The organism is Candidatus Ruminimicrobium bovinum (assembly GCF_902760015.1).
In the GTDB taxonomy this organism is placed as follows: domain Bacteria; phylum Elusimicrobiota; class Endomicrobiia; order Endomicrobiales; family Endomicrobiaceae; genus Ruminimicrobium; species Ruminimicrobium bovinum.
This window is the reverse complement of the sequence record NZ_CACWEU010000076.1, coordinates 1-19816: the sequence shown is the minus strand read 5'-3', so window position 1 is coordinate 19816 and position 19816 is coordinate 1. Positions and strand designations below refer to the sequence as shown.

13 protein-coding genes are annotated in these 19816 nt (G+C 33.2%); 10 read left to right on the top strand and 3 right to left on the bottom strand.

The annotated features are described in order from the left end of the window. Window positions 1–205 precede the first annotated feature (205 nt). The 10 genes from ACMUOV_RS02700 (at window position 206) to ACMUOV_RS02655 (ending at window position 17767) form a co-directional block, all read left to right on the top strand. On the top strand, window positions 206–3628 hold the full coding sequence (locus ACMUOV_RS02700; protein WP_413853511.1) for an MFS transporter: 3423 nt from the start codon (window positions 206–208) through the stop codon (window positions 3626–3628). Further along, entirely contained in the window at window positions 3621–5792 is a 2172-nt protein-coding gene (locus ACMUOV_RS02695) for an AMP-binding protein (protein WP_413853510.1), read from the top strand. The genes ACMUOV_RS02700 and ACMUOV_RS02695 overlap by 8 nt, the downstream gene beginning before the upstream one ends. Before the next feature lie 254 nt (window positions 5793–6046). Then, a complete protein-coding gene (rplJ, locus tag ACMUOV_RS02690) occupies window positions 6047–6571 on the top strand; it encodes a 50S ribosomal protein L10 (protein WP_413853509.1) in 525 nt (174 codons plus the stop codon). Between the two features lie 93 nt (window positions 6572–6664). Further along, window positions 6665–7045, top strand: coding sequence for a 50S ribosomal protein L7/L12 (gene rplL, locus ACMUOV_RS02685; protein WP_413853512.1), 381 nt, complete (start codon window positions 6665–6667; stop codon window positions 7043–7045). Between the two features lie 142 nt (window positions 7046–7187). Next, complete coding sequence (gene rpoB, locus ACMUOV_RS02680; RefSeq protein ID WP_413853508.1) at window positions 7188–10973, top strand: DNA-directed RNA polymerase subunit beta; 3786 nt, start codon at window positions 7188–7190, stop codon at window positions 10971–10973. Window positions 10974–10999: 26 nt separating this feature from the next. Continuing rightward, window positions 11000–15733 carry a DNA-directed RNA polymerase subunit beta' gene (rpoC, locus tag ACMUOV_RS02675; RefSeq protein ID WP_413853507.1) on the top strand — a complete coding sequence of 1578 codons (4734 nt, stop codon included), beginning with the start codon at window positions 11000–11002 and terminating at the stop codon, window positions 15731–15733. A gap of 33 nt (window positions 15734–15766) precedes the next feature. Next, window positions 15767–16147: a 30S ribosomal protein S12 gene (gene rpsL / locus ACMUOV_RS02670; RefSeq protein WP_413853506.1), complete on the top strand. Its 381-nt coding sequence runs from the start codon at window positions 15767–15769 to the stop codon at window positions 16145–16147. Window positions 16148–16176: 29 nt separating this feature from the next. Then, complete coding sequence (gene rpsG / locus ACMUOV_RS02665; RefSeq protein ID WP_413853505.1) at window positions 16177–16656, top strand: 30S ribosomal protein S7; 480 nt, start codon at window positions 16177–16179, stop codon at window positions 16654–16656. A 130-nt stretch (window positions 16657–16786) separates the two neighbouring features. Continuing rightward, a complete protein-coding gene (locus tag ACMUOV_RS02660) occupies window positions 16787–17131 on the top strand; it encodes a phage holin family protein (RefSeq protein WP_413853504.1) in 345 nt (114 codons plus the stop codon). A gap of 45 nt (window positions 17132–17176) precedes the next feature. Further along, window positions 17177–17767 (top strand): outer membrane beta-barrel protein, encoded by a 591-nt coding sequence (locus tag ACMUOV_RS02655; protein WP_413853503.1) that lies wholly within the window; start codon window positions 17177–17179, stop codon window positions 17765–17767. 79 nt (window positions 17768–17846) lie between these two features. On the opposite strand, the gene ACMUOV_RS02650 is transcribed toward ACMUOV_RS02655, so the two are convergent. The 3 genes from ACMUOV_RS02650 to ACMUOV_RS02640 all read right to left on the bottom strand — a co-directional run bounded on the left by ACMUOV_RS02650 (window position 17847) and on the right by ACMUOV_RS02640 (window position 19815). After that, window positions 17847–18674 (bottom strand): protein-ADP-ribose hydrolase, encoded by an 828-nt coding sequence (locus ACMUOV_RS02650; protein WP_413853502.1) that lies wholly within the window; start codon window positions 18672–18674, stop codon window positions 17847–17849. A 3-nt stretch (window positions 18675–18677) separates the two neighbouring features. After that, window positions 18678–19112, bottom strand: a complete 435-nt coding sequence (locus tag ACMUOV_RS02645) for a PPC domain-containing DNA-binding protein (RefSeq protein ID WP_413853501.1) — start codon at window positions 19110–19112, stop codon at window positions 18678–18680. A gap of 97 nt (window positions 19113–19209) precedes the next feature. Next, window positions 19210–19815 carry a GNAT family N-acetyltransferase gene (locus ACMUOV_RS02640; RefSeq protein ID WP_413853500.1) on the bottom strand — a complete coding sequence of 202 codons (606 nt, stop codon included), beginning with the start codon at window positions 19813–19815 and terminating at the stop codon, window positions 19210–19212. Window position 19816 lies beyond the last annotated feature (1 nt).

Below are 19816 nucleotides of genomic sequence, written 5' to 3'. Positions count from 1 at the left end.
CATGCCATATGTTATATTTTTTATTTGCATTGCAACACCTTTTTTTAACTTCTTAAATGTCGCATATGTGTTTTAACTTTTCCAAAAATTTTACAAAATTTAAATGTTTTATAAACCAATAATACCGTAATTTCGTAATTTGATAAAACACAAAATGTTTTTTCTTTGCATTTTAAGATTATATTTTTATAGAATATATATATTCATGGTAACTTTAAAGAATTTAATAAAAGTATTATTCAGCCGTTCATATATTTATTTTTATATATCTCAGTTTTTAGGAACATTTAACGATAATTTTTTTAGAATTGCATTAATAATTTTTTTGATATTTACACCGTTATCGTTATCTCTTAATACAAGATATATAATAGCTTCTTTTTTAATTGCTTTATTTATGTTGCCTTCCTTATTATTTTCTGCAGTTGCCGGTGAAATTGCCGACAAATATGAAAAAGATTACCTTATAAGAAGAATAAAGTTTTTGCAGTTAATTGTGGCACTTATTGCCGTTATAGGATTTACTGTAAGTAATATTTGGATTTTACTTATATGTATTTTTTTGATGGGAACATTATCGGCATTACTTGGACCGATTAAATTCAGTATTTTACCGGAAATATTGGAAAAGGATAAATTGATAGCAGGAAACAGTCTTATTCAAATAGGAACTTATGCCGCAATGTTTTTGGGAATATTATTCGGTTCTTTTACTTATTTTGTCGATACAAAAATTCTTTTTATCGTATTTATTTCCGTTGCTGCAACAGGTTTTTTAGCTTCATTATTTATTCCTAAATTAAAAGAGTCAAAACAAACATTTCAAATTTCTTTAAATTTTATTAAAACAACTTTTAACAATATAAAATATTTTAAATATTCCCATGATATTTATTTATGTATCTTGGGTATATCTTGGTTTTGGTTTATAGCGGTTGTTTTAGTTTCGCAAATACCTAATTTTGCACTTGTAGTTTTACAAAATCAACGAAGTTCATATATGTTTTTAATAATACTGTTTGCATGCGGAATTTGTTTAGGTTCATTGTTATCATATTTTTTATTGAAAAAAGAAATTTCACTGAAACATATTCCGATTTCCGTTTTGTTAATGACTATTTTTATGTTGGATTTATCTTTTGTTGCAAAAGATTTGGATTTGTTACTTTTGACGGATGTTTCCATCAGAAAATTTATCTTTACTTTTCCCGGAATAAGAGTAATAATTGATTTACTTGCATTTTCGGTTTTTGCCGGACTTTATATAGTTCCGATTATGACATTGTTACAGGTTTTGGCAAGCAGAAAAATAAGGGCAAGAGTAATTGCCGCAAACAATATAGTAAATATTTTGTTTATGATTGCAGGTTCGGCGGTATGTTTGATATTTATAAAAATAAATTTGGCTGTCCCCGTTATTTTAACAATAATTGCATTATTTAATTTTGTAGCGGCTGTTTATATATGCAGTTTGTTGCCGGCGCATTTATTAAGATTAATTATAGGCAGAGTATTAAACATTTTTTATTCAATAGAAGTTGTGGGAAAACAGCATTTTGATAATTGTAAAGCCGGAACTTTAATAATTGCAAACCATACATCTTTTTTGGACGGAATAATTTTATCGGTTGTATTCGGGGAAAAAGTATCTTTTGCAATAAACAGTGATGTTACTAAAAAATGGTGGGTTCAACCTTTTTTAAAAACAATAAAATATTTCCCTATGGACAATTCAAATGTAATGGTTGTTAAATCAATAGTAGATGAATTGAAAAAAGGCGGAATTGTTGCAATTTTTCCGGAGGGAAGAATTACAACTACCGGCGGGCTTATGAAAGTTTATCCAGGTCCTGCCGTTGTTGCCGATAAAAGTAATGCCGATATTTTACCTATATGCATAGAAGGTATTCAGTATTCGGATTTTTCTTATTTCGGAACAAAAACGAAAAGTAAAAGACAAAGAAAAATCAAACTTACCGTCCTTCCCGCAAGGAAATTGGATGTTGCAAAATCGGCATCCGAAAACAGAAGAAGAAATATTGCAATGACAAAACTTTATGATATTATGTGCGAAATGAAATTTGCAAGTAATTTTTCAAATAAAACGCTTTTTTGTTCTTTGATACAGAATATTTCACTGGTAGGCAGAAGTAAAGAAATTTTAGATGATATAAAAAGACAGTCGGTATCAATGGGCGGTTTATTATGCGATGTTTTTTCTTTTGCAAATAAAATAAAAAAACAAACATCCGCCGGAGAATATATCGGTGTTATGTTGGCAAATACAAAAACCACAGTAGAAATATTTTTTGCTTTATCGTCAACAGGCAGAATTCCCGCAATGATAAATTATACCGATAATACGGAAAATATTTTAAATTGTATTGAAAACGCCGGAATAAAAACGGTATATACTTCAAAAGATTTTATAAGAGAATTTAAGCCCAATAATATAATAGAAAAACTGATAGAACGTAATATAAAGATTATTTATGAGGAAGATTTAAAAGAAAGTATAAATGTTTTCAATAAGATATTTTCATGGTTAATGTCTTATTTTCCGAATTATTATTATAAGCAAATATGTCCTGATTTTAATAACGAAAGCCCTGCCGTTATTATGTTTACGGGCTCTTCCGGAGGAAAATCAAAAACCGTAGTTTTGACACATAAGAATATTCAAGCTTCCGTTGCACAAATTTCAAGCGTTATGGATTTCGGTATAGCCGACAGGTTTTTTAATTCAATGCCGATATTTTCATCTTTGGGTTTTATTGCCGGTATTTTATTACCGTTACTCAGAGGAATAAAGGTTTTTGTTTATCATTCACCGCTGCATTACAAAATGGTTTCGGAACTTGTTTATGATACAAGTTCAACGGTTCTTTTAGGAACGGATACTTTTCTTAGCGGTTATGCACAAAATGCACATCCTTACGATTTCTATTCCATAAGATATGTAATTTCCGGAATCGAAAAACTTAAAGAAGAAACAATTAAAATGTGGGAGGAAAATTTCGGTAAAAGAATTTTTGAAGCTTACGGGACAACCGAAACATCTTCTACAATATCAATAAATACTCCTATGTATTTTAAACAATACAGTGTCGGCAGAATGTTGCCGGCGATGGAATGTAAACTTGAATCAACAACGGCCTTTGTAGGTGCAAGCCATTTGCTTGTAAAAGGACCGAATGTTGCCGATTATTATATTGAAAATAAACAATTGATATCAAAAAAGAATGATGATAATTGGTTTGATACGGGCGATATTGTTGAAATAGATAAAGATAAATTTATATTTATGAAAGGTAAGTCAAAAAGATTTGTAAAAGTTGACGGCGAACCTGTTTCGTTAACTGAATTGGAAGTTATGATATCGAACATTTGGAAGGATTCCAAACATGCGATGATAAGAATTTTACGTAACAGAAAAAAAGAAATAATACTTTTTACAACATATAAGGACGCAACAAAACAGGATTTGGAAAAAATAGCCGGTGAGCAACAAATGGAAAATTTTGTTATTCCGGATGAAATTGTAATTACGGAAAATATTCCAATTACGGGAACCGGAACGGTTGATTATTTAAAATTACAGGAAATGTTTAAAGAAACAAATGGATAAATTATTGAAGATAATACTTAATAAAAAATTTGTTACATTTATTTTAAAATATTTTTTTAAAGTAAAAATTAACGGTTTGGAGAATATAAAAAATTTACAGGGAAAAGTATTATTTGTTGCAAATCATAATTCTTTTTTGGATGTCGTTTTGATATGGGCTTTTATTCCGGAAGATTTATGTTTTACGATAAATCCGATAATTGCGAAAAAATGGTATGTTAAACCTTTTTTAAACGTTGTAAAATTTTTTCAAATAGAGCCGAACAGTCCCATGGCATTAAAAACAATCATAAGTGAAGTAGAAAAAGGAAGCAAAGTTGTTATTTATCCCGAGGGAAGAATTTCAACTACTGGAAGTATGATGAAAATATATCCCGGTCCTGCAATGATTGCCGATAAAACCGATGCAAGCATAGTTCCCATATATATAGACGGAACACAATATAAAATACTTTCTCCTTTCGGAAAACAATTTAAAGTAAAACCGAAAAAACAGGTAAGCGTAAATATTTTTAAACCGACAAAATTAAAAGTTGATTCTTCTCTGAAAGGAGAAGAAAGAAAAAAAGAAATTACAAAACAGCTTTTTGATATTATGACGGATGCAAAATATTATTCGGCAAGGTCTGATAAAACTTTATTTGAATCGTTGATTGAAGCAAAGGATTTTGCCGGAAGAAGAAAAAAAATTATAGAAGATATTGCAAGAAAACCTATAAATTACGGTCAGTTATTGACCGGAGCTTTTGTTTTGGGAAAACAATTTGCAAAGCACAGTAAACAAAAAGAGTTTGCAGGTGTACTTCTTCCGAATGCGGTTGCTGCCGTTGTTGCCGTTTACGGAATGTTTGCATACAATATTGTTCCGTGTATGTTAAATTTTTCTACAGGTATAAAAAATATGATTTCATGTTGTAAAACGGCTGCAATAAAAACAGTATATACATCAAAACAATTTGTTATAAAAGGCGGTTTTGAAGAACTTATAGCAACTTTGGAAAAAGAAAATATTGAAATAATTTATCTTGAAAATTTAAAAAAAGAAATAACTTTAAAAGAAAAATTAATCGGAGTTTTAGCATCGTTTTTCCCAAGGTATTACTACAATAAAATTAAAGGTAATGTTTCTCATAAAGATCCTGCGGTTGTTCTTTTTACAAGCGGTTCCGAAGGTGTTCCCAAAGGAGTTGCTTTAAGCCATGAAAATATTCAAGCCAATATGAACCAAATAAATTCCATTTTGTTTTTTGATATTTTGGACAGTTTTTTTATGGCGCTTCCGATATTTCATTCTTTCGGCTTTACATGCGGAATGATTTTGCCTGTTTCAAGAGGAGTGAAAATTTTTTACTATCCTACACCGCTTCATTATAAAATTATACCGGAACTTATTTATGATACGAATTCCACAGTTACCTTTACGACACCTACTTTTTTTGCCGGTTACGGTAAAAATGCACATGCTTATGATTTTTACTCGATAAGGGTTGCTGTTGTCGGTGCGGAAAGAGTGAAAGAAGAAACTTTTAAAACTTTATTTACAAATTTCGGTATAAATCTTTTGGAAGGTTACGGAGCAACCGAAACGGCCCCTGTTCTTTCGGTAAATACGACTATGTATCATAAGAAAGGTTCTGTCGGTAGAATTTTTCCGGGGATAGAAGTTAAACTTGAAGAAGTCCCGGGAATTAAAGACGGCAAAAAATTAGTTGTAAAAGGTAAAAATGTTATGCTCGGTTACATTAAAAGCGATAAGCCCGGTGTTATACAACCGTTAAAAGACGGATGGTACGATACGGGTGATATTGTGGATTTTGATAAAGACAGGTTTATTACAATAAAAGGCAGGGCAAAAAGGTTTGCAAAAATAGCAGGCGAGATGGTTTCGCTTACTGCCGTTGAAGAAACACTTTCATCGATTTGGGCGGATTTTCAATATGCTGTTGTTGCAATTGCCGATGAAAAAAAAGGTGAACAGCTTATTCTTTTTACAACAAGGCCAAATACTACCGCAAGCGAAATAAGTACAAATTTTAAAAAGCTCGGTTTTAGCGATTTGTTTGTCCCTCGAAAAATAAAAATACTTGATGAAATGCTTTTGATGGGTAACGGAAAAACAGATTATGTTTCTTTAAAAGATATTGCTGAAAAAGATTTTGCATAATTAAAATTGTTTTATAAATTTTACTTGACAAAAAAATTTTTTTTTATTACAATTTACCCATTAGTTCTTTAGCAGTTTTAATTTTGCGGTGCATAAAGTCAAAGACAGTAAGATGTTAAAAACATTAAAATAGAATTTTATTCTAATCTTACCGAGACGAAGAAAATATGTTTTTTATGTATTTAAACTTCTCTCTTTGAGAAGTTTTTTTTATTTTTAATTTAAAAAGTGAAGATATACTTAGGAGTAAAAAGATGCCAAATTTAAAAAATCAACAAGAGGTTAAAAATCTCGCTGAAAAGTTTAAAGCAATGAAAGGTATGATAATGACCCAATATCAGGGGCTTTCCGTTGCTCAAATTTCGGATTTAAGAAATCAGTTAAGAAAATGCGGATGTGAGTATGTTGTTGTAAAAAATACTTTGGGAAAAATCGCTTTAAAAGAAATCGGGTTGGAATCGGTTAATGAATATTTTGAAGGTCCCACTGCCGTAGTTGTTGAATCCGATGATCCTGTTTCTCCTGCAAAAATAGTTTCCGAATTTGCAAAAAAGTGTGATAAATTGGTTATAAAAGCCGGTTTATTGGACGGCAAAGTATTAGCAAAAAATGAAATAAGTTCATTAGCAGCTTTACCTACAAAAGAAGTTCTCATCGGCAAAATGCTTGGCAGCATGAATGCACCTATTTCTAATTTTGTCGGCGTATTAAGTGCCGTTACAAGAAATTTTGTATGTGTTTTAAATGCAATTAAAGAACAAAAAGAGAAAGCAGCTTAATATACATTTGTAAAATGCAGGATGTATAATTTTAATGATTTAAAAGAAGTAAAAAATAAAATTAAAGTAAATTTGAACGGGGGAGTTAGTAAAATGGCATTAACAAAAGATCAATTAATTGAAGAAATTTCTTCAATGTCGGTATTAGAAATGGCAGAATTGGTAAAAGCTTTGGAAGAAAAATTCGGAGTTTCAGCAGCAGCTCCGGTAGCGGTAGCAGCAGCTCCTGCAGCAGCAGCCGGCGGTGCAGCAGCAGAAGAAAAAACCGAATTTACGGTTGTTTTGGCAAATGCAGGTGCAAGCAAAATAGGTGTGATTAAAGTTGTTAGAGAAATAACAGGTTTGGGCTTGAAAGAAGCTAAAGACTTAGTTGACGGTGCACCTAAAACAGTTAAAGAAAATGTTTCAAAAGCAGATGCTGAAGAAATGAAGAAAAAACTTACAGAAGCCGGTGCAACAGTTGAACTTAAGTAATTAAGTTTCTGACAAACAATGGCTTTAAGCAGAAAAAGTAATTTTAAAATAAATAAGTGCTAATAAAGATGATATTAAGTATGAATTTATACTTAATATTGTCTTTGTTATTACAAAAAAATAAATAAAGATAGGTCTATTCATGAAAAGAGTAAACTTTGGTAAAATAGTTTCACATATTGATCCGCCTTTATTACTTAGTATGCAGAAAGATTCTTTTGCAGATTTTTTGCAAATGAATGTTGAGCCGGCTAAGAGAAAACTTCAAGGTTTGGAAGGTGCTTTTAAAGATGTATTTCCGTTGACGAATTCCGACGGAAGTTTAATAATGGATTATATTTCCTATTCTTTCGGTGAACCGAAATATTCGGTTGAAGAATCCATTGCCAGAGATGAAACCTATGCGGCTCCGTTAAAAGTTCAATTAAGGTTATCTCATAAAAAAGATGACGGTAAAATAAAACAAATTTCCGAGCAGGAAGTTTATTTCGGTGAAATTCCTTTAATGACGGATACGGCAACATTTGTTATAAACGGTGCCGAGAGAGTTGTCGTCAGTCAAATTCACCGTTCTCCCGGTGTTATATTTGAAGAAGATGAAGAAAAGAAAGTTACCGTTTTCGGTAAACCTTTATACTTTGCAAGGATAATTCCTTACAGAGGTGCTTGGATTGAATTTGAATTCGATCAAAACGGTCTCCTTTATGTCAGAATCGACAGAAAAAGAAAAATTTTAGCCACTACTTTACTTAGAGCTATCGGTTTTGAAAGTGATATTGAAATATTAAACTTATTTAGAGATACGAAGACGGTTTCTTTGGATATGGCACCGTCTGCATTGGCAAACGAATGTCTTGCCGATGATATATATGATAAAGCAACCGGCGAAATTCTTTTTGATGCAGGAAAAGAATTAACCGAACCGGTTATTGAAAAGATGAAAGCAAAGGGACTTTCTTCGGTTGTTGTATTTAAGGATACCACAATTTTATTAACATTGAAGAAAGATACCATAAAAACACAAAAAGAAGCCGTAAATCATATTTACAAGGTTTTAAAAACACAGGAATTTATTGTTCAGGAAAGAGCACAAGGTTTCTTGGACGAGTTGTTGTTTAATTCCGTAAGAAGATATGATTTTACGACTATCGGAAGATATAAAAATTTAAAAAAATTAGGTCCTATATACGAATACTATAAAAACAATTTTAATTTATCAATACCTTCGGAAAATAAAAGAACCGTTGTAAAAGAAGATATTGTTGCAACAATAAAATATCTTTTGATGATTTATAACGGTGATACCGAATTTAAAGAAGGTAACAAAAAAATGAAATTGGGTGTTGACGATATAGACCATTTAGGTAACAGAAGAGTTCGTTCGGTCGGTGAATTGCTTGAAAATCAGGTAAGAATCGGGCTTGTTCAAATGGCACGGCTTGTAAAAGAATACATGAACAACCAGGATAAAGCAACCGTTACACCGAGGTCCTTAATTAATATAACTCCTTTTGTTGCTCAAATAAGAAAATTTTTCGGAACTTCGCAGCTTTCTCAATTTATGGACCAAATTAATCCTTTGGCAGAACTTACCCATAAAAGAAGACTTTCGGCTTTAGGGCCGGGAGGTCTTAACAGAAAAAGAGCGGGTTTTGAAGTTAGAGATGTTCATTATACTCATTACGGTCGTGTATGTCCAATCGAAACGCCTGAAGGACCGAACATCGGTCTTATAACATCTCTTGCAAGTTATGCAAAAGTAAATAAATACGGCTTAATAGAAAGCCCTTATAAGAAAGTTGAAAACGGAAAAGTTACGGATAAAGTTGAATATATGACAGCCGACGTAGAAGACGACTTTTTTGTAGCACAGGCAAATACTCCCGTTGATCAAAAAGGTAATTTTATGACGGATCAGGTTCAGGGAAGACACTGGAATGATTTCTTGTTTAAAACACCTGAAAAAGTTGATTATATGGATATTTCTCCTATGCAGGTTGTTTCCATATCGGCAGCTCTTATACCTTTCTTGGAACACGATGATGCAAACAGAGCTTTGATGGGTTGTAACATGCAAAGACAGGCGGTTCCTTTACTTGTTACCGAACAACCTTTGGTTTGCACCGGTGTTGAAGATAAAGTAGCAAGGGATTCCGGAACGGTTGTTCTTTCAAAAATAGAAGGTGAAGTAGTATCCGTTTCAGCCGATGAAATAATGGTATGGAACAGCAAAGACGGTGTAGCCGTTCATAAATTAAGTAAATATTTAAGGTCCAACCAGGATACATGTATAAACCATATTCCTATGGTTAAGGTCGGTGATAAAGTAAAGAAGGGGCAGGTTATAGCCGACGGACACGGAACTAAAAACGGACAATTGTCGTTGGGACAAAATTTACTTATAGCATTTATGCCTTGGAACGGATATAACTTTGAAGATGCTATATTGTTATCGGAGAAATTAGTTCAGGATGATAAATTTACGTCAATTCATATAAGAGAATTTGAAACAGAAGCAAGAGAAACCACAAAAGGAAGACCTGAAGAAATTACAAAAGATATTCCTAACGTAGGTGCCGAGGACTTATTGGATTTGGACGAAAACGGAGTTATAAGAGTAGGTGCAACGGTTCAAAGAGGAGATATTTTGGTAGGTAAAACAGCTCCTAAAGGCGAACAGCAAACTACTCCCGAAGAAAGACTTTTAAGGGTTTTATTCGGTAAAAAAGCGGAAGATGTTCAGGATGTTTCTTTAAGAGTTTCTCCCGGAACGGCAGGTAAAATTTTAGCCGTCAGAACATTTGTCAGAAGAGAAAAATTGACTGACAAAGAAGTTAAAAGAAAACAGGAAGAAATGACTTCAACATATAAAGCAGCCAAATTAAAATTGGAAAAAGAAAAGAAAGAAGTTTTGTCAAATGCTTCAAAATCCAATGTGAAAAAATTGGAAGCTTTGTATGAGGAAAAAGAAAGTATTTTAAAACAGGAATACGAAAAACTTAAAGACAGGTTTAAAAAAGGTGATGAGTTACCGGTTTCCGTAAATAAAATAGTAAAAGTTTACATAGCTTCCAAATTGAAAGTTCAAGTCGGTGATAAACTTGCGGGAAGACACGGAAACAAAGGTATTGTTTCAAGAATATTACCTGTTGAGGATATGCCAAGGTTACCGGACGGAACACCGGTAGATTGTGTTCTTTCTCCGCTTGCAATTCCTTCTCGTATGAATGTAGGGCAGTTGTTGGAATCCATGCTCGGCTGGGCGGGAAAAGTGTTAAATACCCAGATGGTTACACCGGTATTTGACGGCGCAAGCGAAGAGCAGGTAAAAGAGCAGGTTAGAAAAGCAAAACAGTTACTTATCGAACAGAAAGAAGCCGAATTTAAACAAAGAGGTTTTGAAGGTAAACAATTGAAAGATGCTATGGAAAATTACAAACAAAATTATTTACCTACCGATGATTGCCAGATTACATTGTATGACGGCAGAACAGGTGAACCTTTTATGGAAAAAGTTACAATCGGCGTAATGTATATGTTAAAACTTAACCATTTGGTTGAAGATAAAATGCATGCAAGGTCAACAGGTCCTTACTCACTTATTACAAGGCAGCCGTTGGGCGGTAAAGCTCAATTCGGAGGTCAGAGGTTCGGTGAAATGGAAGTATGGGCAATACAAGCTTACGGCGCATCACATGTTTTACAGGAATTTTTAACCGTAAAATCCGATGATGTTGACGGCAGAGTAAAGATGTATGATTCAATCGTAAAAGGTGAATCCATATCCGAACCGGGTGTTCCGGAGTCGTTTAAAGTTTTGGTAAATGAACTTAGGGCATTGGGCTTAAATGTTCAATTACTAAAAAAGAACGGAGCAAACGGTCAGTTGGTAGCAGCCAATAAAGAAGAAGAAACTGAAAATAAGTAATAAAAATATAATGGAAGGGCAACATAATGAATAATAATATAAAGAAAAACAAAAAACCGCAGAATCTTAATTTTTTAAATTTTGATGCTGTAAAATTAACTGTTGCAAGTCCTGATGATATTAGAGCTTGGTCTTACGGAGAAGTTAAAAAACCGGAAACCATAAATTACAGAACTTTTAAACCCGAGAGAGACGGTTTGTTCTGTGATTGTATTTTCGGACCAACCAAGGACTGGGAATGTCATTGCGGAAAATATAAATATATTAAACATAAAGGTGTAATTTGTGACAGGTGCGGTGTTGAGGTTGCCGAATCTAAAGTCAGAAGAGAAAGATTCGGTCATATTGATTTGGCAGTTCCCGTGGCACATCCGTGGTTTTTAAAGAAACCTCCTTCAAGAATAGGTATTTTATTGAATATGAAAATATCCGATCTTGAAAAGGTTATATATTATACGAAATATGTTGTTACCGAAACATTAAAAGATTTTTCGGGTTTGGTTCCTTTTTTACATAAAGGTATATTGCTTAAGGAAGAAGAATATAATTTATTCAAATACGGAATGAACAGTCCCGTCGTTAAGGAAGATTTAAAAAATATTTCCGACGGTATTGTTTATGAAGAACTTGATATTGCCGATGAGGACGAGTTAAAGAAATATTTGGAAAAAGCCGTAAAAACAATGGCTGATTACAGCGGTGAAAAAAAGTCCGTTGTAGTTTCCAAAATAAAAGAAAACATAGCAAACGGTGCAAAATACTACAAATGTTATTTTAAAGCACATTCGATATATTTTTATGATGTTGACGGTTCACAAAAAAATGAATTGAAGAAAATTTTATCTTCGGCATTCGATAAAGATGAAACCGTTTCAATAGGCGAAGTTGACAGAAAAATAAGAATAGAATTTTTTGATGTCAGCAAGGAAAAAGTTTTCTTGGAATTAAGAAAAAATCCCGAAAGCTTAAAACAATTTGAAGGAAAATTAAAAGTTGAAAATTTCAGGATGGATATGCCTATAATTAAAACTTTTACAAAGATAGAAACACCGTTGTTGCTTGAAGAAGCCGATGTCAAAAAGTTTGAAAACGGTTTCGGTGAAAGTTTAAAAGTAGATATCGGTGCTGCCGCAATAAGAAAATTGTTGGAAGAAATAAATTTGGATGAAGAGCAAAAAGCAGTATCGAAAGAAATTGCAAATACGTCATCCGATGCCGAAAGGGCAAGACTTATTAGAAAATTGAGAGTAATTGAAGGTTTTAAAAATTCAAATACAAGGCCTGAATGGATGATGTTGACGGTTCTTCCTGTTATACCGCCCGATTTAAGGCCTTTGGTTGCTTTGGAAGGCGGAAGGTTTGCAGCATCCGATTTAAATGATTTATACAGAAGAATAATCAACAGAAATAACAGATTAAGACATATTGAGCAATTGAAAGCACCTGCAGTTATGATAAATAACGAAAAAAGACTTTTACAAAAAGCCGTCGATGCTTTGATTGATAACGATTCTTTACAAAGACCGGTAACAGGTCCCGGAAACAGAGTTTTAAAATCTTTATCCGATACCTTAAAAGGTAAACAGGGAAGGTTCAGACAGAATTTGCTCGGTAAAAGGGTAGATTATTCCGGAAGAAGTGTTATCGTTGTAGGACCTTCTTTAAAATTGAACCAATGCGGTATTCCTAAGGAAATGGCATTGGAATTGTTTAAACCTTTTATTATAAGAGAACTTATAAATCAGGAAGGTGCAACATTAAAATCCGCAAGAAGAATACTTGAAAGAGGCGACGTCAGAGTTTGGGGAATTTTGGAAAAAGTTACAAAAGATCATCCCGTATTACTTAACAGAGCTCCTACACTTCACCGTCTTGGTATTCAGGCGTTTGAACCTATATTGGTTGAAGGTAAATCAATACAGCTTCATCCTTTAACATGTACGGCATTTAACGCCGACTTTGACGGTGACCAGATGGCAGTGCATGTTCCTATTTCAATAGAAGCACAACTTGAAGCAAAAATGCTTATGATGACGACAAAAAATATTTTGTCACCTTCTTCCGGCAGACCTATAACGGTTCCGGGACAGGATATCGTTTTGGGAAGTTGCTTTATAACGAAAGAGAAAAACGGAGTAAAAGGCGAAGGCAGTATTTTCTCCGGGGTTTCGGAAGTTATAAGTGCATATCAACAGGAGCAGGTTGATTTGCATGCAAGAATAAAAGTACTCGGTATTACAAACTTAAAAGATTCAAAGTTAAAGAATGATGAACAGAGAGATGTTTCAAAGTGGAAGAATTATAAAGGTGCAAAACCTAATTATACAACCGTCGGAAGAATAATATTTAACGAACATTTACCTAAAAACGATGACGGTTCTTATGCACTCGGTTTTATAAATAAAGCCGTAGGTAAAAAGGATTTGGTTTCGATAATAGATAATTGTTTTAAAACATTAGGTCAGTATAAAACGGTTATATTGCTTGACGAAATTAAAAAACTCGGTTACAAATATGCAACACTTGCCGGTGTTTCAATTTCAATAGATGCAATGAAAGTTCCGCCCAAAAAAGAAGTTTTGGTAAAAGATGCAAAAACAAAAATCAGAGAAATTGAAAAGCAGGCAAAACTCGGGCTTATAACGGAAGGTGAAAGATACAATAAAATTATAGATATTTGGACTAAAGTTACCGACGAAGTTGCAGATATAATGTTTGACGAAATGAAAAAGGACGAGTTACAGCCGTATAAACCTAATACCAACAGATTTAATTCCGTATTTATGATGGCGGATTCCGGTGCAAGAGGTTCAAGACAGCAGGTTCGTCAGCTTGCCGGTATGAGAGGACTTATGGCAAAACCTCAGAAAAAGCTCTCCGGCGGTATAGGTGAAATTATTGAAACGCCTATTATATCAAACTTTAGAGAAGGTCTTTCAATATTGGAATACTTCCTTTCAACCCACGGAGGAAGAAAAGGTCTTTCCGATACCGCATTAAAAACTGCCGATGCAGGTTATTTAACAAGAAAACTCGTTGATGTTTCACACGATGTTGTAGTTCGTGAACATGATTGTAAAACACCTAACGGAGTATTTATCGGTAATTTGCAGGCAGGTGAAGAAGTTATAGAAACAATAGAAGAGAGAATTGTAGGAAGAGTTGCACTTGACAATGTTATGGGTATTATTCAAGACGGTGATGATATAAGAGAAGAATTAATCGTAAAAAGAGGCGAACTTATAACCGCAGAACAAGCACATAAATTAAGAGAAGCGGGCATTGATAAAATAGGTATAAGAAGTGTGCTTACTTGTGAAGCAAAACACGGTGTATGTGCAAAATGCTACGGTTTAAATCCTGCAACCGGAAGACTTGCCGAAGTCGGTGATGCGGTAGGTGTTGTTGCCGCTCAGTCAATCGGTGAACCCGGAACCCAGCTTACACTTAGAACTTTCCATATCGGTGGAGCAGCAAGCAGGGTTGTTCAAAAATCGGAAATTTATGCCGAAAAAGACGGAACTGCGGATTTTTATAATTTAAAAACAATTAAAAACAGAAACGGCGAAACTTTGGTGGTCAGCAGAAATACGGAACTTGTATTTACGGAAAATTCTCCTAGAAGAAGACAAGTATTTAAAGTTCCTTACGGAGCCGTTATTGAAGTTAAAGACGGACAGGAAGTTACATTGAAAGAAGATCCTGCAACAAAAATGAAAAAACATGTTTTACTTGCAAAATGGGATCCTCATTCAAAATCAATTATTTCCGAATACGAAGGTAAATTGAAGTATGTTGATGTAAAAGAAGGTGTAACTTTGCAGAAGGAAAAATCAAAAATTACCGGTCAAATAGAAAGGGTAATTATTGAAGACAGAACAAGGAAACATAAACCCAAATTAGTTATAGAAAAAGACGGTAAAGTTGTAGTTGAATACCCTTTACCCGTTGAAACGACATTGGTTGTAAAAAGCGGAGATGAAATAAAGATAGGTGATATATTGGCAAAAATGCCTCAGGAATTTGCAAAAACGAAAGATATCACCGGCGGTTTACCCAGAGTTGCCGAGCTTTTTGAAGGAAGAAAACCTAAAAACGTTGCAATAGTTTCAGAAATTGACGGTGTTGTTAAATTCGGTGAAGCAACAAAGAAAGGTGCCCTAAAAGTTAAAGTTGTTGACCCTGATACAAAGATGGAAAAAGAATATACAATTCCGTTGGGACGTCATTTGGTTGTTTATGAAGGCGATAAAGTTGAAGCAGGTGAAGCTTTGTCAGACGGTGCAGTTAATCCGCACGATATTCTTAAAGTAAAAGGTCCTAAAGTTGTTCAGGAATACCTTGTAAATGAAATACAACAGGTTTACAGGTTGCAGGGTGTAGGTATAAACGATAAACATATTGAAGTTATAGTAAAACAAATGCTTTCAAATGTCAGAATAACCGATGCCGGCGACAGTAAGTTTTTAAGCGGTGAAATAGTACTTAAATATAAATACGAAGAAGAGAGAAAAGCCATAAAAGAAAAGGGCGGAAAACCGCCTGTAGCACAACCGGTATTGTTAGGTATAACAAAAGCAGCACTTTCATCCGATTCGTTTATATCGGCTGCCAGCTTCCAGGAAACTACAAGAATTTTAACAGAAGCTGCCGTTACAGGACAAGTTGATATGTTGAGAGGTTTGAAAGAAAATGTTACAATAGGTCACTTGATACCTGCAGGAACGGGATTGCAACCTATTGAAGAAGAAAAAAAGTAGTTAAAATATAAAAAATAGTAAGGGAAGGTAAGGATGCCAACAATTAGTCAATTGATTACAAATGGAAGAAAGAAAGTTTTACAAAAAACAAAATCTCCTGCTTTGAAAAGTTGTCCTCAAAGAAGAGGAGTGTGCACAAGGGTTTATACAACTACTCCTAAGAAACCTAATTCTGCTCTAAGAAAAGTAGCAAGAATAAAACTTACATCAGGTTATGAAGTAACTTCATATATCCCGGGTGTAGGTCATAACTTACAGGAACATTCAATTGTTCTTATAAGGGGCGGAAGAGTAAAAGATTTGCCGGGTGTAAGATACCACATAGTTCGCGGAACACTTGATGCAACAGGTGTTGAAGGCAGAATGCAGGCAAGAAGTAAATACGGCGCAAAAAAAGCAAAAGCAAAAAAATAATAAAGATATAGTAAAGAGGAAAAACTAATATGCCAAGAAAAGCATTAAAACCAAGAGAAAAAAGAGGAATGCCGGAAGGAGATTCGGTTTATAAATCGGTGCTCGTTGCAAGGTTTATAAATAAACTTGATCACAGCGGCAAAAAAACAACAGCAGAAAGAATAATGTATAAAGCATTTGAGATAGTAAAGGAAAAAACAGGTGAAGAACCTTTGGAAGTTTTCAACAGAGCTATTGAAAATGCAAGACCGTTACTTGAAGTAAGGCCGAGAAGAGTCGGTGGTGCAACATATCAGGTTCCAATGGAAGTTCCTATGATAAGATCAACCACACTTGCTATGAACTGGATAATGGAATCCGCAAGAAGTAAAACCGGCAGACCTATGTGTGATAAACTTGCACAGGAATTTATTGATGCAAGTAAAAAAGAAGGTGCAGTTATGAAAAAAAGAGAAAACACACATAAAATGGCAGAAGCCAATAAAGCATTTGCTCATTATAAATGGTAAAAACAACAATTTACAATTTATAATGTATAATTTATAACTAATGTAAGGCAGGAAAAAAATTTTTTTTCCTGCTTTTTTAATATTTAATAATTTTATATAATAAACTTTACATTAAAAAAGGAGAATTATTATGTTAAAAACAATTTTAAGTTGGGTTTTAGCGGCAGTAATTATTATGTTAACGGCTTATTTGGTTCCGGGTATTTCGGTTGCAGGTTTTTTATCGGCATTACTTGTTGTTTTAGTAATAACTTTAGTAAATATTTTTATAAAACCGTTGATTAAAATTGCATCGTTACCTTCCAATTCTATTATTTTCTTTATAGTTGCTTTGGTTATAAATGCATTGTTATTTATGCTTGTAGGTTGGGTTGTTCCGGGTTTTTCCGTAGACGGTTTTGTTCCGGCATTAATAGGTTCAATTATAGTCTCAATTTTTATTGTTCCTTTAACATTATTAGGTTCAAAAAAATAAATTATGTTTATATGTCAGATAAAATAATTTTAAAAGGAGATAAAAATGAAAAAAATTTTTACAGCATTATTGTTGGCGGTAGCATTGGTGGCACCGGCTTTGGCAAGTGACACAAATTTGGAATTGATACCTAAAATAGGTTATTTATTTTCACCTGAGGTAACAATAGATAATAATGGAAAAAAAGAGTCTTTTTCATCAGATTCGGCTATTTCCGTAGGAGCAGATTTGTTTTTTGATATGGAAAACAATTTCTTTTTAGGTATTGGTCTTGTTTGGGGACAAAATCATAAAGTTGATAGCAAATCTGATAACAAAATAGGATTCACGAATCTTTATGCAGCAATAAAATATAAATTTTTGGTAAATGGTTCTCAAGACGATCCTTGCTTTATTTATCCTTTGGCTCAGTTGGGTATCGGTTTAGCCGGATGGAATTATAGCGGACCAATATCAAATTATGAAATAGAAAGCGGTTTTTATTGGGCTTTAGGTGTAGGCGGTGAATTTAAAAATATAATTCTTGAATTGATATACGGTTGTGACTATGGAAAACAAAAAGGTGACGGTGTAAAAAGTGTAGATTTGTCGTATACTGCATTTAGAATTAATGTAGGTTACAAATTTAATTTATAATTTGTAATTTTCTAAAACTAAAAATACAAAAAAGACAGGAAGTTTTTTCTTCCTGTCTTTTTTGTTTATAGCTTATTAATTATTGTAGAAGTTTTTCATATAATGTGTTATCTTCTTGTTTGAAAACATTAAATATTATTCTGTCAATTTTATTTCCATTTTGTTTTAGCCAATTTGTAACTGTTTCAACGGCAATTTCTGCTGCTTTTTCATTTGGGAAATTAAATACTCCGGTAGATATGCAACAAAATGCTACGGACTTTAAATTATTTTTTAAGCACATATCTAAAATATTTTTGTAACAGTTTGCCAAATCATTTTCAAGTTCTGTTGTTAATTTTGTTGTAACGATAGGTCCTGTAATATGTATAACTTTTTTTGCAGGAAGGTTATATCCGTCGGTAATTATCGGAATAGCTGTCGGCTGTTCATAATCACCACCATATTTTTTTCTAAACTCGTTCATTATCTTGTTACATTCATATCTTAATTGAACACCTGCAAAAGTATGAATACAGTTATCTATACAAGTATGCATCGGGACAAAACAACCGAGCATTTGCGAATTCGCGGCATTTACTATAGCATCACAAGATAATTTTGTTATATCTCCCTGCCAAACAGAAATCTTTTGTGAATACGGATTTTTGCTGTTAATATTTTCTTTAATAGTTTTAATATCTTTTAAATAAACAATACATTTTTCTTTTGCTCTTTCGGTAAGATACTCATCTTGAATTTTTAATATTTCGGCAGAAGTTTCTTTTGGCGGACGGATATTCATTAAAGACCTTAACATAACTTTTTTATCTTTAATACTTGCAGGTGTTTCAAAATTTTTGTATTGACTATTTTCGTTTTTTAAAACTTCTATCAAATAATTCAATCTTTCTTCTTGTGTTTTCATTTCTTATAAGTCCCAAAAACCTGTCCCTGTTTCGGCATCTTTTTTATAACCGATACTTCCGCCTGTCACGGGGCGAAGTTCAATTTCAGCAGTGTATAAAACAGTTGAACTTTTTATATGTCCTGATAACACAAAATGCTTTTCATTTTTTACATAAGAATAAAGTGCATGTGTATGATGATGAAGATTTCCTTCATTGTCTGTTACAATATTACCCGTAAAAGAAACAAGTTCCAACATTCCTTCAAGTTTTTCTGTTTTAAAAGTTCCCTGCTGTGGGATAAAAGTTTGTATCTCTGCGGTTTTACAACCACCTATGCCGTTAAAAGTTGCCGATTTGATATTTTCTTTTTTACAAATATCTAATATTGCAGAAATCATTTCATCGTTTTTATCCATACGAACATAATAAGTATTTCCAAATTTTTTATAGTTCATAAATTTACTCCATATAATTTATATTTTTTAAAATTTCTTTGTTGTTGCAGATAACCGGTGCTTGTTTAATCTTTCTTTTTGTTTTTTCTTATATAGTCTAAAAAATTTGTCCGGGAAGTTTTAATTTTTCTTTCGGCGGAAACTGTTTATCAAATTCTTCCGCTTCTTTTTTATCCACAAAATATCCTTTCGGTGTAGCATATTCACCGGTAACTCCGTTAAGATAACCCGGTATTAACTCTTTACATAAAAAGAAAGAAGAATCTGCTCCTTCGGGCAAACCGTGATATCTTATCCCAAACTTGCTTGCAAAAGTAAATCCGCTTTTCCCGTAAAAGTCTATATTACCTTCAAAACAAAGTGCACCGCAACCGAGTTCTTTTGCTTTATCTATGGAATAGTCAAGCAAATTTTTTCCATAACCTTTTCTTTGTAACTTGTTAGCAATACAAATAGGTCCCATAGCCATAACGGGAATATCTTTTCCGTTGTCTGCTTTAATAACTGCTTTCATAAACATATTTTGTCCTATTAATTTACCGTCTTTTTCCATAACAAAATCAAGTTCTTTAACAAAATCTTTGTCGTTTCTTAATTGGTTAAGAACATAGTGCTCAAAACAGCCCGGACGATACACATTCCAAAAACTTTCTCTGACAAGATTTTCTACTTCTCTATACTCTTCTTTTTTTTCTAAACGAATT